Here is a 24894-nt window from a genome sequence, read left to right as displayed (position 1 = left end):
ACAGTGGGTCATGCCTCGTCCCGTCCCCGCCGCCACTGCCGCGCTCCGCGTGCTCCGCTTCCTGTCCGGTCAGCCGGTCCCGGTCCCGGCCAGCCGGATCGCCGACGCGCTCGACCTGCCGCGTTCCTCGGCCTACCACCTGCTCACGGCGATGGCCGGCGAGGACTTCGTCGTGCACTACCCCGACGACCGCACGTGGGGCATGGGGATTGCGGCCTGGGAGGTCGGGCACGGGTTCGCCAGTCAGGAGCCGCTGGCCCGGCTCGCCCGCATTCCGCTCGCCCGACTGGTCGACCGGCTCGGCCAGTCCGCCCACCTCGTCGTGCTGCACGGAGCAGACGTGCTCTACGTCATCGAGGAGCGCGCCCCGGGACGCCCGCCGCTCGTGACGGATGTCGGCGTACGCCTGCCGGCCCACCTGACCGCTTCGGGGCGGGCAATCCTCGCCTCGCTGCCGGCCGCCCAGGTCACGGCGCTCTTTCCGGGCCGCGAGGCGTTCACCTCACGCACCGGCGCGGGTCCGCAGTCGCCGACCGAGCTGCGGCGGCTGCTCTCGGCTACCCGACAGCGTGGCTACGCGACCGAAAATGGCGAGGTCACCGAAGGGTTTGCCTCGATCGCGGCGCCGATCGCGGCTGGCACGATCCACGCCTCGGTCGCTGTCACCTGGGAGACGCGTGAGCAGATCGGCGACCTGGTCGACGCTGTGCGGGGCACCGCGGCCGAGATCACCCGTCGCCTCCGGCACGGAAAGCCAGCGTGACCTGAGCCACATCGGCATCGTTGTTACTGCGAAGTAGGACGAACGTCCCACTTGCCAGCCGAGGAGACCCATGCGCAGGATCCGCCCCATCATCACCTTCGCCGCGACCGCGGCCCTCGCCGCAGGCACCCTCGCGGCCACGACGCAGACCGCCCAGGCAGCCCCCGCGTACACCGTCACGCCGCTGCACTTCGCGGTCAAGACCGGCACGACCAATGCGAAGTCCTGCGACATCATCGGCGACCTCTACCTCCCGGCCACGGCCTCCGCAACCAAGCGCGTCCCGGCGATCCTGACGACCAACGGCTTCGGCGGGTCCAAGGACGACCAGACCGGGATCGGCACGACCTTCGCCGCCCGCGGCTACGCCGTGCTGTCGTACTCGGGCCTGGGCTTCGGCGGCTCGAGCTGCAAGATCACCCTCGACGATCCCGACTTCGACGGGCTCGCGGCGAGCCAGCTCGTGAGCTATCTGGGCGGCAAGTCCGGCATCGCCTTCACCGATGCGGCGCACACGACGCCAGCGCCCGTGCTCGACGTCGTGCGACGCGACTCCAAGGACCACCACGGCAAACGCTCGACCAACGATCCCCGGGTCGGCATGTTTGGCAGCTCCTACGGCGGCCAGATCCAGTACGCCGCGGCGTCGGTCGACCCGCGCATCGACACGATCGTCCCGATCATCACGTGGAGCGACCTGTCGTACTCCTTGTCGCCCAACAACACCTCGCAGACGACGGGGGTCCAGACCACTACGCCCGGCGCCGCCAAGCTGGTGTGGGCGCTGGGCTTCTCCGGCCTGGGCATGCTCAACGGCCTGCAGAACGCGCAGGCCGACCCCTCGCGCCTGCTCCCCTGCCCCAACTTCGCCGACTTCGTCTGCCCGGCGCTCGTCACCGCGGCGGTCACCGGCACCCTCGACGCCACCGCGACGACCAACCTGCGGCACGCGTCGGTCGCGACGTACACCAAGAAGATCACGATCCCGACGCTCATCGTGCAGGGCCAGCACGACACGTTGTTCAACCTCAACGAGGCCGTCGCGACATATCGAGCGCTGCAGGCTCAGGGCACCGAGGTCAAGATGATCTGGCAGAAGTGGGGCCACTCCGACAACAAGCCCGCCCCCGGCGAGATCGACCTGAAGAAGCCCGATGTCACCACGCAGTACGAGACCAAGCGGATCTCCGACTGGTTCGACCACTTCCTCAAGGACTCGAAGGTCGGCACCGGACCGGAGTTCACCTACTTCCGTGATTGGATCTCGTACACCGGGATCGCGACGCCGGCCTACGGCACGTCGTCGACGTTCCCGGTCGGCGCAGGCAGGACGTACTACCTGTCCGGCAAGGGTCTGACGACCTCGAAGACCTCCATCGCGGCCGGGAGCCAGTCGTTCCTGACGCCGATCGCGGGCCTGCCGACGTCATTCGACACGATCGACGTCGTCGGTAAAGACTCACCGCTGCCGGAGTCCGACCTGCCCGGCACCTCTGCCTCGTGGACGACCACCCCGCTGTCCAGCAACCTGGACGTCGTCGGCTCCCCGAGCCTGAGGATCCAGGTCAGCTCGCCGACCGCTGCGCTGACGCAGGGCCTCGGCTCCACGGGCCAGCTCGTGCTGTTCGCCAAGGTGCTGGACGTCGACGCGGCCGGCAAGGCAACGGTCGTCAAGAACCTGGTCGCCCCGGTTCGGGTGCCGGACGTCAACAAGCCGTTCACCGTGACCCTGCCCGGGATCGTCCACCGATTCGCTCCGGGGCACAGCCTGAGGCTCGTGATCGCGGGCGGTTCGACCAACTATCGCGGCGGGCTGACGACGAATCCCGTCACGATCGCCACGGGCGGCTCGGGCCAGGCGCTGACCCTCCCCGTCGTCCGGTAGGACCACGGTCCTGGCAGCCCGAGAACCGTGAGCCTGCCGAGAGGATGGCCTCTCGACAGGCTCACGGGATTGCGGTGACTCAGGCGTCGCGCCGGCGAAGCAGCAACCACGCGACCGCCATGAGTGCTGCCGTCTCCGCGGTGAACACGCCGAATCCGGTCCAGGGCCCCAGAGCAGTGGGATCGAACGACACCGGGGTCGCGATGACCGACCCTGCTGCGCCAGGGGACATCTTGGCGATCCACTCGCCCACGTCACCCGGGATCAGGAGCAGCATGTTCGGGATGATCAGGATGCCGGCGAGGACGATCGAGATCGCCGCAGCGGTGTGCCGGATGACAAACCCCGCGGCTCCCCCGAACAGTCCCATGCCAGCCATGAACAGGCCGTTGCCGAGCACCGCCCGCATCACGTCGCCGTCGAACGCGACGCCGATGCCCTCGCGGTCAAGGAAGTAGTTGCCGCTCAGGTAGCCCAGGTACGACGTGGCGATGCCAAAGACGAACAGGGTCGACGCGACCACGATCATCTTGGCGACGAGCACCCGGCCACGGTGTGGCGTGGCCGCCAACGTGCTCCTGATCAGGCCCGTTCCGTACTCGGTCGTGACGGCCAGGACGCCGATCACGATGGCGCAGATCTGGGCGAACATCATGCCCCACATCACGAACGATCCGGGCGCCTCGTCGGCCTCGCCCGAGGCCAGCCAGTCGGCGTTGAGACCGCAGATCAGCGCCGTCAGGCCGATGCCCAGCACGGTGGCCGCTCCCAGCGTCCACCACGTGGAACGTACGGAGATCAGCTTGATCCACTCGGACCTGACAGTCGACCAGAGACCCACGTGCGAGATCGCCGGCGACTCGACCACGACGTCCTGGAAGGTTTTTGCAGTCATCGCGAACCAGCCTTGATCTCATCGGCGGCCTTGGCGTGATACTCCACGCTGTCGGCCGTCAATGTCATGAACGCGTCCTCGAGCGAGGAGCGTACGAGGGTCAGCTCGTGCAGAAGCATCCCGTGGCCGCCCACCAGCTCACCGATCCCAGCGGCGTCGAGTCCCTGGACCCGCAGCTCGCCATCAGTCCGGGTCACCTCGAGCCCCCGACCGACGAGAAGCGCCTCGACGTCGGTGGACTGGGGAGCCTTGACGCGGACGAACGATGCCGCGTGATCGGTCATGAACTCCTGCATCGAGCAGTCCGCCAGGATCGTGCCCCGGCCGATCACGATCAGGTGATCGGCCATCAGCGCCATCTCGGACATCAGGTGGCTCGAGATGAAAACCGTGCGGCCCTCCTCGGCGAGCTGCCTGGCGAGCCGGCGCACCCAACGGATGCCCTCGGGGTCGAGGCCGTTGACGGGCTCGTCGAGCATCACGACCGGCGGATCACCGATCAGTGCGGCGGCGATGCCGAGGCGCTGACCCATCCCGAGTGAGAACCGGCCGGCGCGCTGACCAGCAACGGTGTCGAGACCGACCAGTTCAAGCACCTCACCGACCCTGGTCGTCGGGATGCCGTTGCTGGCGGCCAGCCAGCGCAGGTGGTCGCGGGCGGACCGGCCCGGGTGGACCGCATGCGCCTCGAGGAGCGCACCGATCTCACGCAACGGAGCCGGTGACGCGGTGTAGCGATGTCCGTTGACAAGCGCCGCGCCGCTGGATGGGGCATCGAGCCCCAGGATCATGCGCATCGTGGTCGACTTGCCGGCGCCGTTGGGGGCGAGGAAGCCGGTGACGCGGCCGGGCTCGACCGCGAAGTCGATGCCATTGACGGCGGTCTTGTCGCCGTACGTCTTGGTGAGTCCCTGGACGCGGATCATGCCGATCGCCGCCCGGTGGGTGTCGTGCTGTGGAGTGGACAAGTCATGCCGAAAGCCTGCTGCCGTCGCACCGCGCCCACATCGGGGAACGACCCCCGACGATCCCTGAACGGACCCTGAACCTCGGTAGGTTGGGCCCATGAGTCCGATCGAACCCGGAAGCGTCGTCTGGCGGGACGGCACCCGCACCGCACTGCTGGCCTTCGCCCGCAGGTCCCGACGGGAAGCGGGTGGCTTCGTGTGGCTCGACGACGCGGGCGAGCCTGATCCGGACAAGGTGCTCGAGCTGTGGATCAACGCCCGGATGACCTACGTGTTCTCCCTGGCCCACCTCGCCGGGGAGCCCGACGCGCTGTCGTACGCGGTCCACGGCGTACGGGCGTTGTCGACACTGTTCCACGACGGCACCCATGGCGGCTGGTACGACGCCGTCGACTTCGACGGGGTGCCCGGCGACACCACGAAGGGCTGCTACGGGCATGCCTTCGTGCTGCTGGCCGCCGCCAACGCTTCGGCGGCCGGGGTCCAGGGGGCAGACGACCTGCTGGCCGAGGCGACGTTGATCCACAGCCAACGCTTCTGGGACAGCACCGCGGAACGATGCTTCGAGGAGATCAGCGCCGACTGGTCGCACGTCGACGACTACCGAGGCGCCAACAGCAACATGCACTCCGTCGAGGCCTACCTGGTCACTGCCGACGTCACGGGCGACACGCTCTGGCGGGATCGGGCGATGGCGATCTGTGAGCTCATCATCGGCACTCATGCCCGCGGCCATAACTGGCGGATCCCCGAACACTACGACCATGACTGGACGCCGATCCCGACCTACAACCTGGAGCAGCCCGCCGATCCGTTCCGGCCGTACGGCGCCACCCCAGGTCACGCTTTCGAGTGGGCGCGACTGCTGCTCCAGCTCGCCGCCGCACTGAAGTCGCCGCCGACGTGGATGACCGACGCCGCCGAGGCCCTGTTCGCACAGGCTGTCTTGGACACCGTCAGCGACGACACCCCCGGACTGGCCTACACGACCGACTGGCACGGCGAGACGATCGTCGGCGAGAGGTTCCACTGGGTCATCGCCGAGGCGGTGCTCGCGGCCACGGCCCTGCACGCATGGACCGGAAAGGTCCTCTACTCCGACCTGGTCGATCGCTGGTGGTCCGAGATCGACACGTACTTCGTCGACCACGAGACCGGCGCATGGCGCCACGAGCTGTCACCCGGCATGAGCCCGTCGACACGCACGTGGCGCGGCAAGCCCGACGCGTACCACGCGTTCAACGCCCTGATACTTCCTGACCTGCCGCTCGCACCGTCGGCAGCCCTCACGCTGGGCCAACGCTCATGACCGCGCTGATCATCGGCGAGGCCCTGGTCGACGTCGTCTCTCGTCCCGGAGCCGAGCCCGAGCCGCATGCCGGAGGGTCGCCGTTCAACGTCGCGATCGGTCTGTCCCGGCTCGACGTCGACACCGAGCTGGCGGCGCAGGTGGCCACCGACGCGTACGGCGAGTTGTTGCGGGACCGGCTCGACGAGTCCGCAGTCACGCTGCTCGCCCTTGACCCACAACCCGCTCGTACGTCGAGCGCCCAGGCCACACTCGCCGAGGACGGCAGCGCGTCGTACGTCTTCGACCTGACGTGGGATCCCACGTCGCTGCCCGACCCGGGTGAGTTCGAGGTCGTGCACGTCGGATCGCTCGGCACCTCGCTGCAGCCTGGCGCCGACCTGGTGGCCGATCTGGTCGTGATGGCCGATGTGCTCGGTGTGCCCGTGTCGTTCGACCCCAACGTCCGGCTCTCGGTCGAGCCCGATCACGACGTGTGGCGCCGGGTCTTCGCGGCGATCGCACCATATGCCCGAATCATCAAGATGAGCGACGAGGACGCCGTCGTGCTGTTCCCCGACGAAGAGCCGATCCACCTCGCGCGGCGGCTGTCAGCCGATCGCGGGATCGTGGCGATCACGTGCGGCGGCGACGGCGCACACATCGCCGCGGGTGGCGTCTCGGTCTCGGTCCCGCCGGCGGATGTGCGCATCGTTGACACGATCGGCGCCGGTGACTCGTTCATGTCCGCGATGCTGGCGTGGTGCGCGACGTATGGCTGGCCGGCCGCCGACGAGCTCGATCCGATGGAGCTCACGGACCTCGCGATGTACGCGTCGAGTGCCGCGGCGATCACCTGCTCGCGGCCCGGGTCTGACCCGCCGCGCACGATCGACCTGACGCCGTGACGGACTAGGTCGGGCGGGCACCTCGCGTCGCAACGCACCGCGCTGCTGACTCGACTCCGGCGCTCAGCGCGGCCTCGGCGTCCTGCGCCCGGGTCCACACGCGGAGGAAGCCGGCGCAGAACGCATCGCCGGCACCCGTCGTGTCCACGACGTCGGCGTCGATCGCGGCAACCGTGTGGCCCCGGAAGTCCGCCCCGGCGCCGCCCCGGGTCAGCACGAGCCTGTCCCCCGCCAGCCCGAGGAAGCGCTGCTCGTCGTCATTGGGGAACACCAGGTCGGCGTCGGCCAGCCAGCTCAGGACCGCGTCGCGGCCCGCTGCCGCCAGGAAGCCCAGCGAGCTCGGGTCGATGCTGACTCCCGCGCCGCGGCGTGCTGCCTCGGCGACCAACCCCAGCACGACGGGGCGGACGCCGTCGTCGAAGAACGAGTAGCCGGTCAGGTGCAGCCAGGTCACGTCGTCCCAGACATCGGCCGGCAGGTCTGCCGCAGTGAGAGTTGTGTTGGCGGCCCGGTCGACGTACATCGTCCGGTCGGCTGCCTCGTCGAGGGTCAGCACGATCGTCGCGGTCGGCAGGTCGGGGTCACCCGCGACGCGGGCGTCGACGCCGTACGACTCGAGCGCCGCGGTGTGGCGGGCGACCGCGTCGGCGCCGCAGCGGCCGACGAAGCGTACGTCCGCGCCGAGGTGGCCGAGCCAGGCGGCGACATTGGCGGCCGAGCCGCCCGCCGTCATCCGGATCTCCGAGATGGTGTCGCTGGCGGGGTTGACCCGGCCGAGCGGACGTACGCCGATGTCGTCGACCAGGTCGCCGACGACGAGGATCATCGGGCCGACCAGGACAGGGCGATCCGGCCCGCGACGCGAATGTTGTTCTCGGCGATCTTGAGGTTGACCGCGAGGCTCTTGCCGCCGGTGAGTCCGACGATCGTCAGCAGCAGGAACGGCGTGACCTCCTTGCCCGACAGGCCTTGCTCATCGGCCATCCTCAACGCATCGGCGAGCGCCCGGTCGTGCACCGCGGGGTCGAGCTGCTCCTCGACCGGCAGCGGGTTGGCGACCAGGATCGCGGCCGGCTGCCCGAGCTCGTCGCGGGACGCCATGACGTCGGCGACCGCGGCCGCGTCGGGCACCGACCAGTCGAGCGTGAAGCCCGAGTCGGTCAGCCAGAAGCTCGGGAACCTGTCGGTGCCGAACCCGAGCACGATGACGCCGAGCGACTCCAGCCGTTCGAGCGTCGCGGGGATGTCGAGGATCGACTTGACCCCGGCGGAGACGACCGTGATCGGCACCTCTGACAGCACTTTGAGATCGGCCGACTCGTCGAACGTCTCCGCCGCACCACGGTGCACGCCGCCGAGCCCGCCGGTCGCGAAGACGCGGATGCCGGCGAGGTTCGCGATGTACGACGTGGCGGCGACGGTCGTGGCGCCGCTGCCACCGCGGGCCAGCACGACGGGGAGGTCGCGGACGCTGAGCTTGGGGATGTCCTCGCCCGCGATCCGCACCAGCTCGTCGTCGGTCAGTCCCGCCTTGAGCTCACCGTCGAGCACCGCGATCGTGGCCGGCACGACGCCGATGTCGGTGAGGATCCGCTCGAAGCCTCGAGCGGCCTCGAGGTTGTCGGGGCGCGGCAGACCGTGCGAGATGATCGTCGACTCGAGAGCGACGACGGGCTGACCTGCGGCGAGCGCGGCCGCGACGGACGGGGAGATGCTGAGAGGAAGCGTCACCGCGCCAGCCTAGCCAGCACCGCAGCGCCCGGGGTCAGATCTCGGTGCGGTGGAAGTTGGCGTGCGAGCGCGAGGCAGTCGGGCCTCGCTGGCCCTGGTAGCGCGATCCGTACTTCGCCGAGCCGTACGGGTTGTCGGCCGGCGAGCTCAGGCGGAAGTAGCAGACTTGGCCGATCTTCATGCCCGGGTAGAGCTTGATCGGCAGCGTCGCGACGTTGGCGAGCTCGAGCGTCACGTGGCCCGAGAAGCCGGGGTCGATGAAGCCAGCCGTGGAGTGCGTCATGAGACCGAGGCGGCCGAGCGAGGATTTGCCCTCGAGCCGCGCGGCGATGTCGTCGGGCAGGCTCACCCGCTCGTACGTCGAGCCGAGCACGAACTCGCCGGGATGGAGGATGAACGCGTCCTCGCCCTCGACCTCGACCTCGCGGGTCAGGTCCGACTGGTCCGACGCGGGGTCGATGTGGGGGTACTTGTGGTTGTCGAACACCCGGAAGAACTTGTCGAGCCGCACGTCGATGCTGGACGGCTGGATCATGCTCGGGTCGAACGGGTCGAGGCCCACCCGCCCGGCGTCGATCTCGGCGAGGATGTCGCGGTCGGAGAGGAGCACGAGATGAAACTAACGCATCGCCGCCGGGCCTGGGCGATCCGCCGGTGACCGCGGCAGGGATCATGGTGCAGTGACCGCTGCTCCTTCCTCCACCGAGTCCGCCGTACGAGCCGAGATCGATGGCCACGTGGGTCGGATCGTCCTCGACCGACCGGCCGCCCACCACGCGCTCACGACCGAGATGGTCGATCGACTCGAGCAGGTCCTGATCGCCTGGCGAAGCGAACCGCTGAAGGCCGTGACGATCGCCGGAACGGGCGGCCGGGCCTTCTGCGCTGGTGGCGACATCATCGAGGTTCGGCGTCTCAGCCTCGCGGGCGAATCCGACGCGATCGAGGACTTCTTCGCGACCGAGTACCGCGTCAACCAGATGCTCGGCGCGTACGCGCATCCGGTCGTCGCGCTGATCGACGGCATCTGCATGGGTGGCGGCCTCGGGCTCTCGGTGCACGGCCCCTTCCGCGTCGTCACCGAGCGCGCCCTGCTCGCGATGCCGGAGACCTCGATCGGCTTCTTCCCCGATGTGGGCGCGAGTCACTTCCTGCCCCGGTTGCCCGGATACGTCGGGACGTACCTCGGCCTGACCGGCGCGCGGCTCGATGCCGCCGACGCGTTGCACACCGGCCTCGCCACTCATCTCGTGCCGTCCGACCTGAGCACCGACGTCCCCGACCTGATCGCCGCGAGTCCCGAGCCGATCGACCGCGTGCTGCGCGACCTCGAGGGGCCGCGCGAGACTGGCGGCCTGGCGTCCCACCGCGCGGCGATCGACCACTGCTTCGCGCCGTCACAGATGTCCCAGATCACCGAGCGCCTGCAGGCGGAGGGGACCGACTGGGCCGGCGCGACCCTCGCGGCACTCGCCCGATGCTCTCCGGCGAGCCTCGACCTCACCCTCGAGCTGCTCGTGGCCGGACGCCAGAGGACGCTCGCCGCATGCCTCGCCGCCGAGCTGGTGGCGGCGAGGACCGTGGCAGCATCCGCTGACTTCGTCGAAGGTGTCGGCGCGCGACTCGTCGACAAGGACCGCGAGCCACAGTGGGCCGGCACAGCGTTGACGGCTTGACGATATGTTGGTCCCGGAACACCGATGGTGTCCGGCCGATGTAGCTCAGTGGTAGAGCGCTTGCTTCCCAAGCAAGATATGCGAGTTCGATTCTCGTCATCGGCTCTCCCTCTTGCTAGGGCAGCCGGTGAGGCTCAGGTCGTCCCCTGCTCGGCGCGGTCCACGATCTCCCTTGCCAGCGCGAACGACGACGTGGCCGCCGGGGACGGGGCGTTGCGGACGTGGGTGACGTCAGCGTTGCCGGTCAGGACGAAGTCATCGACCAGCGCTCCGTCGCGACCGATCGCCTGGGCCCGCACGCCGGCGTGGGCCGTGCCGTCGAGATCGCTGACCTGCAGGCCCGGCACGTAGCCGGCCGCCTCCGCAACGAAGGCGCGCCTGCTCGCCGCCATGCGCATCTCGTGGACACCGACCCGCCAGAACCGGCGGGCGACCTTCCACGTGCCGGGCCAGGCCAGGCTCTCGTAGGCGTCCCGGGGACGGATCGTGCGCACCCTGTAGCCATCCCGGGACGGCACCATCATCGCGGTCGGGCCCAGCATGACCGAGCCGTCGACGTGCTTGGTGACGTGGACACCGAGAAACGGCAGGGCCGGGTCGGGAACGGGATAGATCATCCCGTTGACCAGCGGGCGCTCCCGATCTCGCAGCCGCAGGTACGCCCCCCCGAACGGCACGATGCGCGGGTCGGGATCGTCACCGGCGGTCCGGGCGAGCCGGTCGGCCCAGAGTCCGGCACACACGATGACCCGGCGCGCGTCGATGCGGTCGTCCGCGGTCGTCACGGTCGGTCGGCCCGGCGTCTGGTCGATCGCCGTGACGCGCGAGCCGAAGGCGAATTCCACGCCGAGCCCGACCAGCTCACGGTGCAGCGCACGGGAGACCTCGCCGTAGTCGACGATGCCGGTGTGGGGAGCGTGCAGTGCCGCCACGCCGGTCGCGGCGGGCTCGATCTCCCGAATCTCCGCCTGCGCGACCCGACGCAGCCCCGGTACGCCGTTGGCGATGCCACGCCGCTCCAGCGCATCCAGGCCCGCGAGCTCGTCGTCCCGCAGGGCGACGATGAGCTTGCCGCAGCGCTCGTGCGGGATCCTGTGCTCCTGGCAGTACTCGTACATCAGCCGCGCTCCCTCGACACACATGCGCGCCTTGAGCGATCCGGGCTCGTAGTAGATGCCGCCATGGATGACGCCGGAATTGTGCCCGGTCTGATGTGCGGCAACCGTGTCGGCCTGGTCGATCACCAGGATCGTCGCCTCCCGATGGCGCGACCTGAGCTCCCGGGCGACCGCCAGCCCGATGATCCCGGCGCCGACGACGACGAAGTCAGATGAGGTCATGTGGGCTCTCGAGATGCTCGACTGGATGGGTCGGCCTCATCATGCCGAGCAGCCCGTCCCGTGTCTACGGGGGTGCCGACCACCCACGGCCAACCACCCCGAAGCGCGCACAGCCGGGCCCGGGTCCGCTTGAATGGCCCGATGACCATGCGCGCCGTGACCTGCCACGAGAGCAACCTGACCGTCGACGACGTCGACACCCCCACACCCGGCAAGGGCCAGCTCCTCGTCGAGGTGCACCGGTGCGGCATCTGCGGATCGGACCTCCACGCCCGCACGCACGGCGATGAGCTTGCCGACGTCATGGCCGAGACCGGCTACGACGACTTCATGCGGTCAGAGCAGCGGATCGTGCTGGGCCACGAGCTCTACGGTGTGATTGCCGAGCACGGTCCCAAAACCCGCAAGAAGCTGGCCGTCGGCACCCCCGTCGTCTCAATCCCCTTGTTGCGCCGCGCCTCCGGGGTCCACGCGTTGGGGTTGTCCGCCAAGGCGCCCGGCGCGTACGCCGAGCACCTCGTGACCCAGGAGAACCTGACCCTTGAGGTGCCCAACGGACTGGACCCCGACATCGCGGTGCTGACCGAGCCGATGGCGGTCGGCTGGCACGCGATCGCCCGCGGTGAGGTCGGCAAGAAGGACGTCGCGGTCATCGTCGGCTGCGGACCGGTGGGCCTCGCGATCATCGCGATCCTCAAGGCCCGCGGCGTACGTACGATCATCGCGAGCGATCCGTCGCCCGGCCGGCGTGCGCTGGCGCGGCGCTGCGGCGCGCACGCCGCCGTCGACCCGACCGTGGAGTCACCGTTCGACTCCACCGCCGACCGCCACCTCTCCACCGCCCCGGCCGCATTGGGCGCTGCGATGGACGCGATCGACGGCATGTCCCGGCTGCCGGTCGGCTGGTGGCACGCGTGGCGGCTGGCCGACAAGGTCGGGGCCACCACGCCCAAGGCGCCGGTCGTCTTCGAGTGCGTCGGTACGCCCGGCATGATCGACAGCGTCATGGCCGGGGCTCCACTGTTCTCCCGGGTCGTCGTGGTCGGGGTCTGCATGGGCTCGGACCAGATCCGCCCGTCGATGGGCATCAACAAGGAGATCGACCTGCGCTTCGTGCTGGGATACACCCCGCTGGAGTTTCGCGACACGCTGCACGCTCTTGCCGACGGCACGATCGATCCCTCGGCGATGCTGACCGGCCGGGTCGGGCTAGATGGCGTGCAGGGTGCGTTCACGGCGCTGGGGGATGCCGAGGCGCACGCCAAGATCGTGATCGACCCGCGGCAGGCCGGCAACACGGTCGAAGCCGTCTGAGCCGGGTCAGGACCGCTCGGCGTCGAGCTCCTCCATGATCAGGGCTGCTGCCAGGGCGAGGCTCTCGCCGAGGTACGTGCCGGGCACACCCTCGCGGCCGCTGCGGTACGCGAAGGCGTTGCCGGCGTAGAACGTCGGGCAGCCGGTGTCCGCGACGGCCCTGATGGCGCTGACCGCCTCCCGCCGCTGGGACGGCAGGTGCGACACGATGACGACGGCCGCGGCTTCGGACTCGCGCACGTGCGCCACCAGCTGCGGCTCCAGCGTCGGCGTCCCGAGCACGCGGCACTCACGCCCCCGGGCCACCAGCAAAGCGGCCATGGCCTCGAGACCCACGGTGTGCAGGTCACGCGGCCCACACGCCAGGAGCACCGGCGGCTCGTCGGAGGTCACCGCGTCGAGCGTCATCAGTCGGGCGAGCCAGGCTCGCGACGAGCTCGTCGCGAACTGCTCCTGGACGATGTCGCACTTGCCGGTCTCCCACCAGGTGCCGACCTGCCGCATCGCGGGCATCAGCACGTGGTCGACCGCCAGGTCAAGGCCGAGTCCGACCCGGCTGAGCTCGAGCGCCGCCGCGACGGCGCCGACGTCACGTGACCGGAACGCGTCGAGCAGGGCGTCGACCCGCCAGCCGGCCGGATTGTTGAGGTCGAGCATCAGGCCGACCGAGCGCGCAGCGTTGGCGGCTCCCTTGCCCCGCGCGATCTCGTCGCGCATCAGCCGGAGCTCGTTGAGGGCGTCCTCGGTGTATCTGCGGTGACCCCCGACGCTGCGGACTGTCGTGGGCAGGCCGTAGCGCCGCTCCCACGACCGCAGCGTGGGTGCCGGAATGCCCAGACGGTCACTGACCTCACGCATGCGCAGACCCTCAGTGGCCTGCTGCTCGCCCTGCACTCGTTCTGTCACGCCAGTCCTGTCAAGTTTGTGCTGCCCACACCATGACAGGTCGAGCGGGTTCGAATGCATAAGTATGCGGGTTACGCACGACGAATTCTCGCGCGAGAGTTGAACCATGATGATCGCCAGGACGGCTCCCACCGTGCCTACTCCCCTCGGCACGCTCCCCCCACCGGCCTCGATCGTCGGACGCCATGCGCGGACGCGGCCCGTACGCCGCGCTCCGCGGTGGTCGTTCCGACCTCACGCCCGCGTCAGCAGGCTCCTGGCCCGCCACGGAAACGACCTGATGGGCGTCGCCCGCACCCTGACGCGCGATGAGCAGCTCGCCGAGCAGCTCGTCGTCGACACCCTCACGGCGTACGACCACGGTCGCCCCGACCACGGCGAGCTGAGGACCCTCGCCGCCGGGGTCATGGTGGCGTGGCTGGGCCGCAACCGGGACGAACCCAGCGGGCCCGGCTCGATCACGAGCCAGATCTACGACGAGCTCCACACTCTGCCCGACGAGCAGCGCACCGTGCTGGCCCTGTGCCGGTTCGGCGGGCACACCTACCGCGAGGCCGCCGAGCTGTTGGGGCTTCCCGCCGCAGACGTCGCCGACCTGCTCGGCCGCGCCATGCGGAGCCTGCAGGCCGGGCGCGCGCCCGCTGTCAGCTGACCGCGCGGGCCGCCGCGAGCTGTCTGCGGCGATATGACAGCGCGCCCGCCACCGCCGCGATCACGATAGTCATGACGATCCAGCTCAGCAGATAGGGCCGACCGAGGATCGTGGCGTTGTCGGGGCTGCCACCCTGGCCGCCCAGCACCGGGATGAAGACGACCGTCAGCGTGGCCCAGATCAGGAACGCCGTGCCGGTCGCGGCTCGGAAGTGGCCGGGCAGGTGCCGCGCGACGATGACACCCAGCACGACCGTGATCGGCGCCAGGATCGCGTCGTGCAGCACAACGGCTCCGCCGAACCAGATGCCGATCGAGACCAGCTGCTCGGAGGTGAAGTCCCGCATCAGCCACAGGCCCCACAGCCCGAAGCCCACACCGGTCAGGAGCAGTGCTCCACGGATCGCCCTCATGCCTGGACCTCCAGCCGCTTGACCCATTTGGTCTGGAAGACACCGGGGCGGTTGGGCGCGATGATGCGGCACGGGTAGCCGTGATCGAGGCTCAGCGTCTCACCGTTGAGCTCGAGCGCCAGCAGGGTGCGGTGGTCCTCGACGTACGCCGCCGGGAGCAGCGACGTACCGAATGCACCCTTGGTCTGCATCGACCGGATCTTGACCGCCGAACGGGGCGGCGCGTCCAGCAGGGCGATGACGTCGCGCAGAGAGACCCCGGTCCACTCGGCGTTGCGACTCCAGCCCTCGACGCAGGCGATCGGTAGCCGGTGGGTCCGTTGCGGCATCGCCAGAAGCTGGTCGCGGTTGAGCGAGAGCGTCTGGTCGCCGACCACGATCTCGAGCACGAACTGCGGATCCACCGCCTCGGTGGCGGCTCCCGCACCCTTGGCGGTGCGGTTGACCGGCAGATCCTGCGGGCCTTGACCATCGCGGACCGCGAACACCGACACCTTGCGCAGGAGTGGCACCGTCTGGCCGGCAGTCAGCAGGACCGCGAGCCCCGAGGCGGCAACCGCGCCCTGGAGGACGCTGCGACGAGTCGGCGCATCCGGGTCGAGGTCGTGGTCGCGGTGGTCGATCGGTGCGCCCAGCGCCTCCCGGATAACGGGCAGCTTGACTGCGATGTGCACGATCAGCGAGCCGATCGCGATCCACGCGACGGCCTCGTGCGTGCGGCGGAAGCTGAAGTTCCACGGATACCACTGGGCGATGTTCAGCAGGCCGCTGAACAGCATGAAGAACGAGGACGCGACCAGGACGCCGATCGACGCCTTCTCCACCAGGTCGATCACGAGGTGCCGGTCGAGCTTCTTGGGCGGCAGGCTGAACAGACGCGGGAACACCGACCACAGCTTGACCAGCAGCAAAGGGATCGCCGCGATGCCGGAGAGTATGTGGGTGCCCTGGGTGAATCGGTAGAGCTGGGTGGGGTTCGGCCCGAGCGGGACCCAGCCCGGGGTCGTGTACTGGAAGTGGCTCCACATCCCGGTCAGGAAGCAGATGCCGAATGCGATGCCCAGCAGCCTGCCGACCCGGGCGCTGAGCTCGGTGCCCCGTGCACGCGACTCGAAGTCCTCCGGCTTGGGGAGGCGCTGCTCGATGTCCGCGACGGTGGGCAGCCTCATGGGTGGATCCGGACCATGGTCGCAGTGTGACGGCCGCCGAGCGTCTGCGTGTCAACGACACGCATCCCGGCGAGGGCGGCGATTCCCTCGATCGCGTCGAGTCCGACGACAGCCCACTCGAAGCTCGCCGACAGGCGGCCCTCGACCCGGAGCTGACGGTGCTCGCGCACGAAGCCCGCACCGTGCTCGGCGACCTCGGCGATGACCTGGCCGTCGGTCGTGAGCAGATCCCGCAGTCGGGTCAGCAGGCGGACGGGATCGCCGCCGATGCCGAGGTTCCCGTCGGCCAGCAGGGCGTACTTCCACCGACCCTCGCCGGGGATCGCCGCGAACACGTCGCGGTGCAGCGCCAGCGCGCCACGGATGCGGGTCTGGCGCACGGCCTCGGCCGACACGTCGATGCCCATCGCCGGCACCTTGCGGGCGGCGAGCTCGGCGACGATCCGGCCGGGGCCGCACCCGACGTCGATCGTGGCCGCGTCACACGGGTCGATGAACAGTCCACAGTCAACCCAGTCGGGCGCGGCCGACCACTGGTCGACCTCGAAGGGCTGGGAACGCCCGATGTGGTCGATGACGTGGGTCAGCTTCCCGGAGAAGGCTTCGTCGTACGCGCTCACGGCGTCGAAGGCGATGGTCATGCCGTCACCTCTGCTTCGATCGGTGCCTCGTCGGTGGGTGTCTCGTCGGCCGCCAGGCGGATCTGGACGTCACGGACAGCCCAGGCCAGCTGCGAGATCGGGAGCTCGTCGGCGATCTGGATCGCGTCGTCCCACGTGTCCATGTCACGGACGGTCCGCAGGCGGACGAAGTCGCCGCCGAGGGCCAGCTCGGTCTTCTCTCCGGTGTCGTCCTGCGACATCTCGACACCGATCAGTCCATGCGCCTCGCTCGGGTCGGGCAGGCCGAGCAGCCACCAGCCACCGTCCCCGGCGGGGCCGATGACCCGACTGCCGAGCTCGACCGTACGCCCGGCGTCCAGGTAGTCCGACACCTTGAGCTGGGGGGTGTCCATGCCGACCTGGATGAGACCTCGGGCGGCGTCGGCATCGGCGTGGGCGTTCGCCAGGCGTTCGCCCAGACCCTCGCCGCGCTGCTCGACGACCCGCGTGCCCGCGAGGACGGCCTCGATCTCGTCGCCGCGCGTGGCCTTGCGCAGATCACCGGTCATCGCGACCACGACGGGCCAGCCGACCGACGTTGCGGTCATGAGGGTGTCCAGGAGTGCCGCGGCGGCGACCTCGGCCGCTGCCTCGTCACCGATCGACGCCGCGATGCGGGTCTTGGCGAGTCCGGGGACCGGCGCCTTGGCGACGATCAGGACCGTTGGCTCGTTCATCGAAGCACCTTCGCGAAGTCGTGCACGACACGTGCGGTGCCCTTGACGGACCCCGACACCTTGGACTTGGTGCCGGCTGCCCGGCGGTCGTACGCGACGTCGATCTCGCGGACCGTCCAGCCCGTGCGGGCGGCGCGCAGCATGAGCTCGAGCGGGTAGCCGAAGCGGCGGTCCTCGACCCCGAGCGCGAGCAGGTCGTCGCGGCGGCTGACCCGCATGGGGGCCAGGTCGTGGATCGGGAAGGCGCTGCGCCGACGGATCCACGCGGCCAGCAGCTTGGTGCCGGCGCGGGCGTGCCACGGCCAGACGCCCCGACCCACGGGGCGGCGGCGGCCGACGGCCATCGTCGCCCCGCCGGAACGCACGATGTCGAGCATCGGGACGAGGTCTACCAGTCGCATCGAGGCATCACCGTCCATGACGGCGACGTAGTCGGCCTCGGCAGCAACCATCCCGGCGTGCACGGCGGCGCCGTAGCCCGGCCGGGTCTCGGTCACGACGCGGGCACCCAGGGAGCGGGCGACCTCGGCAGTGCCGTCGGTCGACCCGTTGTCGACGACGATCACGTCCCAGCCGTCAGGAATGTGGGCCAGCACGAGCGGAAGTGCGGCCGCCTCGTCCCGGCACGGGATAACCACGTCGCAAGTACTCATGCTCATGGTTCGAAACTATGGCCCGCAGGGCTTGGTCACCACCGCAACACTGTGACCGACCTGTGACGTGCGTTGCGCTGGTGAGCCCGTTGGTTCCATGCGTTCTAGGCTGACCGGGTGCCCCGCCTCTCCGCGACTCCACTCTCGGCCGCGCTGTGGGCTGCGGCCGGACTAGCGCTGGTCGTCGCCGCACGGGTCTTCGCGTACGACGACTTCGACCTCGAGTTCCCGCCGCTGCACGCCACGTGGGACCCGACGTTCGGCGCACAGGCCGTGCCGGCCATCGCGATCGGGCTGCTCCTGTGGCTCATCCTTCCGCGCATCGCCGAGCGGGCGTCGTGGCGCACCGTGCTGCTCACGGCGTACGCGGCGACGTGGCTGTGGATCATGTCGCTCGCCATGACGGTGGGCAAGGAGGGGCTGGCAAGCGTCTTCGAGCGCCGGCAGGAGTATCTGTACGACGCGCAGCACGTCACCTCGATCAGCACGATGATGCACACGTTCGTCGAGCGCATCCCGTTCGATGCCCCGGACAACTGGTACGTCCACGTCGCGGGTCACCCGCCGGGCGCGCTGCTGTACTTCGTCGGCCTCGACCGGCTCGGGGTCCAGGACCCGTTCTGGATCGGCGTCGTGTGCGTCACGATCGCCAGCACCGCGATCGTGGCCGTCCTGGTCACGCTGCGGACGCTCGGCTCGATCGACCTGGCCCGCTCCGCGATGCCGTGGATCGTGCTGGCGCCGAGCGCGGTCTGGATGGGCGTCAACGGCGATGCCGTCTTCACCGCGGTCTCGGCCTGGGGCCTGGCGCTGCTCGCGATCGCCGCGGTGCACCGCCGGTTCGTGCCCGCGATCGGCGCCGGCCTGGTCCTCGGGCTGTGCGTCTACCTCTCGTACGGACTCGTGATCCTGGGCATCCTGGCGGTCGCGGTGCTCCTGATCGCCCGCACGTGGCGGCCACTGCCGTGGGCGCTGGGCGGGTCGGCCGTGATCGTGGCGATCTTCACCGCGGCAGGCTTCTCGTGGTGGAAGGCCTATCCCGTGCTGCGGGAGCGCTACTACGACGGCATCGCGTCGGAGCGGCACTACTCCTACTGGGTGTGGGGCGACGTCGCGGCGTGGACGTTCACGGTCGGGCTCGTGGTGTGGGCCGCGTTCCCGTACGCCGCGAAGGCCTTCCGCGAGCGCAACGTCCTCGCCCAGCTGGCCGCCGCTGCGGTCCTGACGATCCTGGTCGCGAGCCTGTCCGGCATGAGCAAGGCCGAGACCGAGCGCATCTTCCTGCCGTTCACGATCTGGGTCGTGGCGCTGCCCGCCCTGCTGCCGTCCCGCTGGCACCGACCACTCCTGCTGTCGCAGGTCGTGCTCGGTCTCGGCGCCGAGCTGCTCCTGCTGACGAGGTGGTGACGATGGCACTCGGAGACCGGCCCCATGTCCTCGTGGTCGAAGACGACCACGCGATGCGCGACGTTCTGCGGCGATACCTCGAGCAGGAGTCGTACGACGTCACGGTCGCGGCCGACGGCCCCTCGGGACTCGCCGCGGCACGCGCCGGAGATCCCGACCTCATCGTGCTGGACGTCATGCTGCCGCGGCTCAGCGGTCTCGAGATCTGCGAGGAGCTGCGGCTGACGGACGGCTCGTCGGTGCCGATCATCATGCTGACCGCGCTGGGCGAGACCGACGACCGGATCGCGGGACTCACGGCAGGAGCCGACGACTACGTGACCAAGCCGTTCAGCGCCAAGGAGCTCACGCTTCGGGTCGGCTCGGTCCTCCGGCGCAGCCTCGCGATCATCGAGCCGCAGCCCGTCGCGCACCTGGTCCTGGACGGCGACCTCGCGATCAACCCGGTTTCACGAGAGGCCCTCCAGGACGGCGCACCGTTGCGGCTCACGACTCGGGAGTTCGACCTGCTGCACTTCTTCCTGCGCCACCCGCGAGAGGTCTTCAGCCGGGAGGATCTGCTGCAGCAGGTATGGGGATGGGAGTACGGCGACCACTCGACCGTCACGGTCCACGTCAAGCGCCTACGCCGCAAGGTCGAGCCCGAGCCGACCGAGCCCTGCCGGCTCGTGACGGTCTACGGCCTCGGCTATCGGTGGGACCCGTCGCCGGTAGACCGCGAGGAGGCACCCCGATGAGCTCCGACACACTCCACTCGATCATGATCGGGCTGCTGACCTCGCTCGCGGTCGTGGCCGCAGGCGCCTTCTCCCTGCACGCGCTCCGGCGGCGCTCGCTGGCCCTGTCGATCGCGCTCCTGACGTTGGTGCCGCTCATCGCGATCATCGCCGGGGTCGTCATCACGAGCCAGTTCATGTTCACCGCCGAGCTGCGGCGGACCTCGCTGGTGTGGCTCGCCGTCACGGTCGTGAGCGTCCCGAGCGCGATGCTGCTCGGCCGCTCGATCGCCCGCCAGAGCGTGTGGGAGCGCGAGGCGCTCGACCGCGAGCGCAGCGCCGAGAGGTCTCGGCGGGAGCTGCTTGCGTGGCTCAGCCACGACCTGCGGACCCCGATCGCGGGCGTCCAGGCCATGACCGAGGCGCTCGAGGACGGCGTCGTCTCCTCGCCCGAGGACGTCAAGGAGTACGCCCAGCTGATCCGCGACGAGACCCGACGGCTGGCCTCGATGATCGACGACCTGTTCGAGATGTCCCAGATCAATGCCGGCACGCTGCTGCTCGACGTCGGCCCCGTCGCCGTCGACGACGTCATGCGCTCGGCGGTCGACGCAGTGCGTCCACTGGCCGAGCAGCGCGGCGTGACGATCGCCGTCGAGGGTCAGCACCAGGGCACCCTGGCCGTCGGCGCCGCCGCCGAGCTCATGCGGGTCCTTCGCAACCTGCTCGGCAACGCGATCCGTCACACGCCGGAGGCCGGCACCGTGACGGTCTCGCTCGGCTCGGAGCACTCCGAGGTGTGGCTCCGTGTCAGCGACGGCTGCGGCGGCATCCCCGACGTCGAGCTGTCCAGCGTGTTCGACATGGGGTATCGCGGAACCGCCGCGCGCGAGAGCGATGGCCAAGGCGCCGGCATGGGGCTCGCAATCGCCCGCGGCCTGCTCGACGCCCAGTCGGGCTCGATCGCGGTGCGCAACCGGGAGCCCGGCTGCGAGTTCGAGATCCGCCTGCCCGCAGCCTGACCGACTCGGCGTCAGCGAGTCCGGAGCGGGTCGGTCGCGAGCCGGGCCAGACCGTCGCGCGGAGCAACCTCAGCGACGAAGCCCAGTCCGTCCTTGGCGGCCTGCGGCGAGGCGACGACATGTCGCACGTCGAAGCGACGGTAGTCGCCGGTCTGCACCGGCGCTTCTCCCCCCGCGGCCTCGGCCAGGACGGCGGCCATCTGGCCGATCGTGAACGTGTGACCCGAGGCGATGTTGTAAGGGGTCAGGCCCGGTGGGTGGGTCGCGATCTGCTCGATCGCCAGGACGTTGGCGCGGGCGATGTCCGTGACGTGCACGAAGTCGCGCATCTGCTGCCCGTCCTCGAAGACGCGTGGCGCCTCGCCGCGGGCGATCGCCGACCGGAAGATCGCGGCGACCCCGGCATACGGCGTGTCCGCGGGCATGCCCGGCCCGTAGACGTTGTGATAGCGCAGAGCGATCGTCCGGGCGCCCTCGAGCGTGCACCACGCACCGGCGTAGTGCTCCTGCGCGACCTTGGAAGCGGCATAGCTGGTACGCGGGAGGAAGGCCGTGTCCTCGGCGATTTCGCGCCACGCGATCTCCCCATCGCAGACGGGGCAGCGCGGGTCATAGCGACCGGCCGCGAGGTCATCCTCACGCCGCACGGCCGGTGGGACGTCGCCGTCGACCGGGCAGGTGTAGCGGCCGTCGCCGTAGACGACCATCGACGAGGCGAGGACCAGGTCCTTGATCCCGACGCGGGCCATCGCCGCGAGCAGCCGGGCGGTGCCGGCGTCGTTGTGCTCGGCGTAGTCGGGCAGGTCCTGCGCATCGACGCCGTTGCCGACCATCGCAGCCTGGTGGCAGACGACGTCGACACCATCGAGAATCTCGTCGAGGACGTCGTGGCGCAGGTCGAGCATCGCGAACCCCACGGGTCGCGGGCCGTCGCCGTGGGCCTGGGGCAGGAAGGCGTCGAGCGCGACGACCTCGTGCCCACGCTCCCGCGCCTGCCCGGCGATGTGCGTGCCGATGAATCCGGCCGCACCCGTCAGCAGGATCTTCACGGCAGCTCGATCGGCAGGTTCATGCCATCCACGGCGGTCGAGCACGCGCAGTCCCGGTCGTTGTCCAGGCCCGCGACGACGCCGGACAGCACCGACTTGAGCGTGTCGGTGTGGGAGTTGAACACGGCAAACACCGACTCCATCGTCACGGCACTGGCTTCGTCGACGCCCGCATCGTGGTCGGTCACGAGCGCGACGGTGGCGTAGCAGAGGGCAAGCTCGCGGGCCAGGACTGCCTCGGGGTGGCCGGTCATGTTGACGACCGCCCAGCCCTGGTCGGCGTACCACTTGGACTCCGCGCGGGTCGAGAACCTCGGGCCCTCGATCACGACCATTGCGCCACCGTCGACGGGGTCGTGACCCTCGAGCCCCGCGAGCAGGTGTCCGCGAAGCCGTGAGCAGTAGGGGTCGGCGAAGGCGACGTGGCACGCACCCGAGTCGAAGTACGTCTGTTGGCGCGCCGTCGTCCGGTCGACGAGCTGGTCCGGAACCACGAACGTGCCTGGTCCGTGCTCGAGCTGCAGACCGCCGACGGCACATGGGGCCAGCACCTGTCGCACACCGAGGCTGCGTAGCGCCCACATGTTCGCCCGGTAGGGGACGCGATGCGCCGGGAAGTCGTGCCGCGCCCCGTGACGGGGCAGGAATGCCACGGACCGACCCTCGACCGTCCCGATCGCGATCGGTGCCGATGGCGCCCCGTACGGCGTCTCGACCTCGACGGTGTGCGGATCCTCGAGAAAGGTGTAGAAGCCGGATCCGCCGATCACAGCGACGTCGGGGCGCGCGCAGTCAGTCATGACCCGAGCATGTCACCTGAGGGAGGCCCGGGCACCCCGGTCCCGATACGGTCGGGCCATGTCACTCGTGCTGCTGGAGACCCAAGGTCACGTCCGGACGATCCGACTCAATGCGCCCGAGCGCCGCAATGCGCTCGACTGGCCGCTGCTGGACGAGTTCGCCGCAGCCGTGCGGGTTGTCGCTGACGACCCCGAGGCGCGTGCGCTCGTCGTCGCCGGGAACGGCTCGGCCTTCTGCGCCGGCGCCAACCTGGAGAACCTGTTCGGCGACCTCGACCGGCCGGTCGAGCAGATGCGCGACCACCTCATGACGGTGTACGCCTCGTTCCTCGGCCTGCGAGACCTGACGATCCCCACGATCGCAGCAGTGCAGGGGCCGGCCGTGGGCGCGGGCCTCAACATCGCCCTGGCCTGCGACATCATCGTGGCGGGACCGAAGGCCGGGTTCGGCCCGACCTTCGCCGAGATCGGGCTGCATCCCGGCGGCGGCTGCACCTGGATGCTGACCGAGCGCATTGGCGCCGGGAACGCCCGGGCGGCTCTGCTCTCCGGCGCCGTGATCCGCAGCGAGGAGGCGTTACGCCTCGGGCTGGCCAACGTGCTAGCCGACGAGCCTGTCGCTGCGGCAGTCGAGCTCGCCCAGAAGTACGCGGCGCGCGATCCGCAGCTCAACGCCGACATCCTGCACTCGGTGCAGATCGCGTCGACGTCAGACTTCGACACATCGCTGGACTTCGAGTCCAGGGCGCAGGCGGAGTCGTTCGGTCGGGAGCAGTTCCGCACCTACATGGCGCGCTTTCTCGCCAAGGACTGACGCCTCACACACCATCGTGCGCGTCGGCGACGACCCGCGCCTCATCGCGCAGGGCCTGCACCACCAGCCGCACCGAAGGGCGCTCGAACCGGTCAGGCCGCAGCAACGCGGCGATCTCGCGCTTGGCCCGGATGCCGACCAGCGGGCGTGTGACCAGACCGTTGCTGTGCTCGCGAGTCGTGAACCGCGGCAGGATCGCGATGCCGTGACCGCCGGCGACGAGCGCCTCGACGATCCCGTTGTCCGAGATCCGCTGCGCGACATGGACCGGCTCGCCGGTCGCGGCGACGACCTGACTCAGCACCCGGTCGAACGGATAGTCGTGCGGCACCCCGATCCAGGTCTCGCCCACGACATCCTTGGGTGACAGGCTCGACCTGCGGGCCAGGGGGTGACCCTCCGGGAGCGCGACGTCGAGCGGCTCGCTCATCAACGGCACGACCTGGAGCCCGCGCTCGTGCCAGGCTGCGGCGGTGGTCGGTGAGTCCGCCAGGACGATGTCGTGATCCGGGGTCAGGTTCGCGAAGTCGGTCGTGACCCCGTCCTCGTCGCTGCAGATCAGCTCGACCTCGGGCACGTCGGCGAGCCGGGCCAGCACACCCGGCAGCAGCATCTCGCCGCCGGTCGGGAACGTCGCCAGCGTGACCTGCCCGGCGGGTCGCTGCATGAACTCGTGCCACTGGCCCTCGGCGCGCTCGATCGCGACGGCGATCTCGGTCGCGGCCTGCGCCAGCGCACGGCCCGCGACGGTCAGCGCGACGCCCCGCCCGGCCGGCTCCACGAGGGTGTACCCGGCCTCCCGCTCCAGCACTTTCAGCTGTTGGGAGACCGCCGACGGTGTGACCTTCATCGCGTCCGCCACGGCCCCGACGGTGCCCCGCTCGGCCAATTCCCTCAGAAGAGAGAGTCGATACACATCCATGTAGCAATGCTACACGTTAGATGTAGTTCTATTCGCTTGTCCTTGACGTTAGCGGAGCAGATACTGAGAGTACGAAATCACCTCGAGCCTTGAAGGAGGCCACCATGATCGCCCTCGGAATTGCCACTGTCGCCATCACCGTGATCGGGGTCGGCCGCTCTATCCGAATCGTCTCCAACGACGGTTTCGGACGCGTCCCGACCCGCGTCCTCTGACGCCGACGTCCCACACGTGAGCACAGCCCCCGCGAGGATCTTGCGGGGGC

26 protein-coding genes and 1 tRNA gene are annotated in these 24894 nt (G+C 69.8%); 12 read left to right on the top strand and 15 right to left on the bottom strand.

Going from position 1 to position 24894, the window contains the following annotated elements; all coding sequences use genetic code 11:
* Positions 1-10: 10 nt before the first annotated feature.
* Both C6I20_RS16630 and C6I20_RS16625 read left to right on the top strand, forming a co-directional pair.
* Complete coding sequence (locus C6I20_RS16630) at positions 11-763, top strand: IclR family transcriptional regulator (protein ID WP_118399072.1); 753 nt, start codon at positions 11-13, stop codon at positions 761-763.
* A gap of 70 nt (positions 764-833) precedes the next feature.
* A complete protein-coding gene (locus tag C6I20_RS16625) occupies positions 834-2648 on the top strand; it encodes a CocE/NonD family hydrolase (protein WP_118398246.1) in 1815 nt (604 codons plus the stop codon).
* 79 nt (positions 2649-2727) lie between these two features.
* On the opposite strand, the gene C6I20_RS16620 is transcribed toward C6I20_RS16625, so the two are convergent.
* Positions 2728-3543 carry an ABC transporter permease gene (locus C6I20_RS16620; protein WP_118398243.1) on the bottom strand — a complete coding sequence of 272 codons (816 nt, stop codon included), beginning with the start codon at positions 3541-3543 and terminating at the stop codon, positions 2728-2730.
* Positions 3540-4511: an ABC transporter ATP-binding protein gene (locus C6I20_RS16615; protein WP_371682644.1), complete on the bottom strand. Its 972-nt coding sequence runs from the start codon at positions 4509-4511 to the stop codon at positions 3540-3542. Before C6I20_RS16615 ends, C6I20_RS16620 begins: the two co-directional genes overlap by 4 nt.
* A 97-nt stretch (positions 4512-4608) precedes the next feature.
* On the opposite strand from C6I20_RS16615, the gene C6I20_RS16610 reads away from it, so the two are divergent.
* Both C6I20_RS16610 and C6I20_RS16605 read left to right on the top strand, forming a co-directional pair.
* Positions 4609-5820 carry an AGE family epimerase/isomerase gene (locus C6I20_RS16610; RefSeq protein WP_118398237.1) on the top strand — a complete coding sequence of 404 codons (1212 nt, stop codon included), beginning with the start codon at positions 4609-4611 and terminating at the stop codon, positions 5818-5820.
* Positions 5817-6707, top strand: a complete 891-nt coding sequence (locus C6I20_RS16605; protein ID WP_118398234.1) for a carbohydrate kinase — start codon at positions 5817-5819, stop codon at positions 6705-6707. The genes C6I20_RS16610 and C6I20_RS16605 overlap by 4 nt, the downstream gene beginning before the upstream one ends.
* A gap of 4 nt (positions 6708-6711) precedes the next feature.
* Here the strand turns inward: C6I20_RS16605 and C6I20_RS16600 are convergent, their stop codons facing one another.
* Genes C6I20_RS16600 through dcd form a run of 3 tightly spaced genes read right to left on the bottom strand, consistent with a single transcriptional unit; the run spans position 6712 to position 9048 of the window.
* Positions 6712-7533 carry a carbohydrate kinase family protein gene (locus C6I20_RS16600; protein ID WP_118398231.1) on the bottom strand — a complete coding sequence of 274 codons (822 nt, stop codon included), beginning with the start codon at positions 7531-7533 and terminating at the stop codon, positions 6712-6714.
* Positions 7530-8438, bottom strand: a complete 909-nt coding sequence (locus C6I20_RS16595) for a pseudouridine-5'-phosphate glycosidase (RefSeq protein WP_118398228.1) — start codon at positions 8436-8438, stop codon at positions 7530-7532. The genes C6I20_RS16600 and C6I20_RS16595 overlap by 4 nt, the downstream gene beginning before the upstream one ends.
* A 34-nt stretch (positions 8439-8472) precedes the next feature.
* Positions 8473-9048, bottom strand: a complete 576-nt coding sequence (gene dcd / locus C6I20_RS16590) for a dCTP deaminase (RefSeq protein ID WP_118398226.1) — start codon at positions 9046-9048, stop codon at positions 8473-8475.
* 70 nt (positions 9049-9118) lie between these two features.
* Here dcd and C6I20_RS16585 point away from each other — a divergent pair, with 70 nt between their 5' ends.
* Positions 9119-10114, top strand: a complete 996-nt coding sequence (locus C6I20_RS16585) for an enoyl-CoA hydratase/isomerase family protein (RefSeq protein ID WP_118398223.1) — start codon at positions 9119-9121, stop codon at positions 10112-10114.
* A gap of 34 nt (positions 10115-10148) precedes the next feature.
* Positions 10149-10219 (top strand) — tRNA-Gly (locus C6I20_RS16580).
* Between the two features lie 29 nt (positions 10220-10248).
* Here C6I20_RS16580 and lhgO read toward each other — a convergent pair.
* Complete coding sequence (gene lhgO, locus C6I20_RS16575) at positions 10249-11454, bottom strand: L-2-hydroxyglutarate oxidase (protein ID WP_118398220.1); 1206 nt, start codon at positions 11452-11454, stop codon at positions 10249-10251.
* A gap of 141 nt (positions 11455-11595) precedes the next feature.
* Between lhgO and C6I20_RS16570 the strand changes: the two genes are divergently transcribed.
* A complete protein-coding gene (locus C6I20_RS16570; protein WP_254052177.1) occupies positions 11596-12768 on the top strand; it encodes a zinc-binding dehydrogenase in 1173 nt (390 codons plus the stop codon).
* Positions 12769-12774: 6 nt separating this feature from the next.
* Here the strand turns inward: C6I20_RS16570 and C6I20_RS16565 are convergent, their stop codons facing one another.
* Positions 12775-13674 carry a MerR family transcriptional regulator gene (locus C6I20_RS16565; RefSeq protein WP_162891391.1) on the bottom strand — a complete coding sequence of 300 codons (900 nt, stop codon included), beginning with the start codon at positions 13672-13674 and terminating at the stop codon, positions 12775-12777.
* A 133-nt stretch (positions 13675-13807) separates the two neighbouring features.
* Here C6I20_RS16565 and C6I20_RS16560 point away from each other — a divergent pair, with 133 nt between their 5' ends.
* Entirely contained in the window at positions 13808-14326 is a 519-nt protein-coding gene (locus tag C6I20_RS16560) for an RNA polymerase sigma factor (RefSeq protein ID WP_162891390.1), read from the top strand.
* On the opposite strand, the gene C6I20_RS16555 is transcribed toward C6I20_RS16560, so the two are convergent.
* From C6I20_RS16555 to C6I20_RS16535, 5 genes are read right to left on the bottom strand one after another with little or no spacing between them, the layout of a single operon-like run.
* Positions 14319-14738 (bottom strand): hypothetical protein, encoded by a 420-nt coding sequence (locus tag C6I20_RS16555; RefSeq protein ID WP_118398211.1) that lies wholly within the window; start codon positions 14736-14738, stop codon positions 14319-14321. The genes C6I20_RS16560 and C6I20_RS16555 overlap by 8 nt on opposite strands.
* Positions 14735-15907 carry a molybdopterin-dependent oxidoreductase gene (locus C6I20_RS16550; RefSeq protein ID WP_118398208.1) on the bottom strand — a complete coding sequence of 391 codons (1173 nt, stop codon included), beginning with the start codon at positions 15905-15907 and terminating at the stop codon, positions 14735-14737. The genes C6I20_RS16555 and C6I20_RS16550 overlap by 4 nt, the downstream gene beginning before the upstream one ends.
* Entirely contained in the window at positions 15904-16548 is a 645-nt protein-coding gene (locus C6I20_RS16545; protein ID WP_118398205.1) for a class I SAM-dependent methyltransferase, read from the bottom strand. Before C6I20_RS16545 ends, C6I20_RS16550 begins: the two co-directional genes overlap by 4 nt.
* Positions 16545-17246, bottom strand: a complete 702-nt coding sequence (locus C6I20_RS16540; RefSeq protein WP_118398202.1) for a DUF2064 domain-containing protein — start codon at positions 17244-17246, stop codon at positions 16545-16547. The genes C6I20_RS16545 and C6I20_RS16540 overlap by 4 nt, the downstream gene beginning before the upstream one ends.
* Positions 17243-17905, bottom strand: a complete 663-nt coding sequence (locus C6I20_RS16535; RefSeq protein WP_216822928.1) for a glycosyltransferase family 2 protein — start codon at positions 17903-17905, stop codon at positions 17243-17245. Before C6I20_RS16535 ends, C6I20_RS16540 begins: the two co-directional genes overlap by 4 nt.
* A gap of 111 nt (positions 17906-18016) precedes the next feature.
* On the opposite strand from C6I20_RS16535, the gene C6I20_RS16530 reads away from it, so the two are divergent.
* From C6I20_RS16530 to C6I20_RS16520, 3 genes are read left to right on the top strand one after another with little or no spacing between them, the layout of a single operon-like run.
* Positions 18017-19306 carry a hypothetical protein gene (locus C6I20_RS16530; protein WP_118398194.1) on the top strand — a complete coding sequence of 430 codons (1290 nt, stop codon included), beginning with the start codon at positions 18017-18019 and terminating at the stop codon, positions 19304-19306.
* Between the two features lie 2 nt (positions 19307-19308).
* Positions 19309-20043 (top strand): response regulator transcription factor, encoded by a 735-nt coding sequence (locus C6I20_RS16525; protein WP_118399068.1) that lies wholly within the window; start codon positions 19309-19311, stop codon positions 20041-20043.
* Entirely contained in the window at positions 20040-21044 is a 1005-nt protein-coding gene (locus C6I20_RS16520; protein WP_118398191.1) for a sensor histidine kinase KdpD, read from the top strand. Before C6I20_RS16525 ends, C6I20_RS16520 begins: the two co-directional genes overlap by 4 nt.
* A gap of 11 nt (positions 21045-21055) precedes the next feature.
* Here C6I20_RS16520 and C6I20_RS16515 read toward each other — a convergent pair whose 3' ends face one another.
* Together C6I20_RS16515 and C6I20_RS16510 are read right to left on the bottom strand one after the other, a co-directional pair.
* Positions 21056-22093 carry an NAD(P)-dependent oxidoreductase gene (locus C6I20_RS16515; RefSeq protein ID WP_118398188.1) on the bottom strand — a complete coding sequence of 346 codons (1038 nt, stop codon included), beginning with the start codon at positions 22091-22093 and terminating at the stop codon, positions 21056-21058.
* Entirely contained in the window at positions 22090-22893 is an 804-nt protein-coding gene (locus tag C6I20_RS16510) for an S-methyl-5'-thioadenosine phosphorylase (RefSeq protein WP_118398185.1), read from the bottom strand. Before C6I20_RS16510 ends, C6I20_RS16515 begins: the two co-directional genes overlap by 4 nt.
* Before the next feature lie 58 nt (positions 22894-22951).
* Between C6I20_RS16510 and C6I20_RS16505 the strand changes: the two genes are divergently transcribed.
* Positions 22952-23707, top strand: coding sequence for an enoyl-CoA hydratase (locus C6I20_RS16505; protein WP_118398181.1), 756 nt, complete (start codon positions 22952-22954; stop codon positions 23705-23707).
* 4 nt (positions 23708-23711) lie between these two features.
* Here C6I20_RS16505 and C6I20_RS16500 read toward each other — a convergent pair whose 3' ends face one another.
* On the bottom strand, positions 23712-24629 hold the full coding sequence (locus tag C6I20_RS16500; protein WP_118398178.1) for a LysR family transcriptional regulator: 918 nt from the start codon (positions 24627-24629) through the stop codon (positions 23712-23714).
* Positions 24630-24894 lie beyond the last annotated feature (265 nt).

The organism is Aeromicrobium sp. A1-2 (assembly GCF_003443875.1).
GTDB lineage: Bacteria > Actinomycetota > Actinomycetes > Propionibacteriales > Nocardioidaceae > Aeromicrobium.
Note: the sequence above shows the minus strand (reverse complement) of the source record. Positions and strands in the feature narration are given on the sequence as shown.

Bases quoted from the DNA above. Each gene is read 5' to 3' on its own strand.
- C6I20_RS16520 (WP_118398191.1), top strand. From the start codon at position 20,040: ATGAGCTCCGACACACTCCACTCGATCATGATCGGGCTGCTGACCTCG.
- C6I20_RS16610 (WP_118398237.1), top strand. From the start codon at position 4,609: ATGAGTCCGATCGAACCCGGAAGCGTCGTCTGGCGGGACGGCACCCGC.
- C6I20_RS16625 (WP_118398246.1), top strand. From the start codon at position 834: ATGCGCAGGATCCGCCCCATCATCACCTTCGCCGCGACCGCGGCCCTC.
- C6I20_RS16500 (WP_118398178.1), bottom strand. From the start codon at position 24,629: ATGGATGTGTATCGACTCTCTCTTCTGAGGGAATTGGCCGAGCGGGGC.
- C6I20_RS16600 (WP_118398231.1), bottom strand. From the start codon at position 7,533: ATGATCCTCGTCGTCGGCGACCTGGTCGACGACATCGGCGTACGTCCG.
- C6I20_RS16535 (WP_216822928.1), bottom strand. From the start codon at position 17,905: ATGAGCATGAGTACTTGCGACGTGGTTATCCCGTGCCGGGACGAGGCG.
- C6I20_RS16620 (WP_118398243.1), bottom strand. From the start codon at position 3,543: ATGACTGCAAAAACCTTCCAGGACGTCGTGGTCGAGTCGCCGGCGATC.
- C6I20_RS16505 (WP_118398181.1), top strand. From the start codon at position 22,952: ATGTCACTCGTGCTGCTGGAGACCCAAGGTCACGTCCGGACGATCCGA.
- C6I20_RS16605 (WP_118398234.1), top strand. From the start codon at position 5,817: ATGACCGCGCTGATCATCGGCGAGGCCCTGGTCGACGTCGTCTCTCGT.
- C6I20_RS16550 (WP_118398208.1), bottom strand. From the start codon at position 15,907: ATGAGGCTGCCCACCGTCGCGGACATCGAGCAGCGCCTCCCCAAGCCG.
- C6I20_RS16630 (WP_118399072.1), top strand. From the start codon at position 11: ATGCCTCGTCCCGTCCCCGCCGCCACTGCCGCGCTCCGCGTGCTCCGC.
- C6I20_RS16510 (WP_118398185.1), bottom strand. From the start codon at position 22,893: ATGACTGACTGCGCGCGCCCCGACGTCGCTGTGATCGGCGGATCCGGC.
- C6I20_RS16525 (WP_118399068.1), top strand. From the start codon at position 19,309: ATGGCACTCGGAGACCGGCCCCATGTCCTCGTGGTCGAAGACGACCAC.
- C6I20_RS16545 (WP_118398205.1), bottom strand. From the start codon at position 16,548: ATGACCATCGCCTTCGACGCCGTGAGCGCGTACGACGAAGCCTTCTCC.
- lhgO (WP_118398220.1), bottom strand. From the start codon at position 11,454: ATGACCTCATCTGACTTCGTCGTCGTCGGCGCCGGGATCATCGGGCTG.
- C6I20_RS16555 (WP_118398211.1), bottom strand. From the start codon at position 14,738: ATGAGGGCGATCCGTGGAGCACTGCTCCTGACCGGTGTGGGCTTCGGG.
- C6I20_RS16540 (WP_118398202.1), bottom strand. From the start codon at position 17,246: ATGAACGAGCCAACGGTCCTGATCGTCGCCAAGGCGCCGGTCCCCGGA.
- C6I20_RS16570 (WP_254052177.1), top strand. From the start codon at position 11,596: ATGACCATGCGCGCCGTGACCTGCCACGAGAGCAACCTGACCGTCGAC.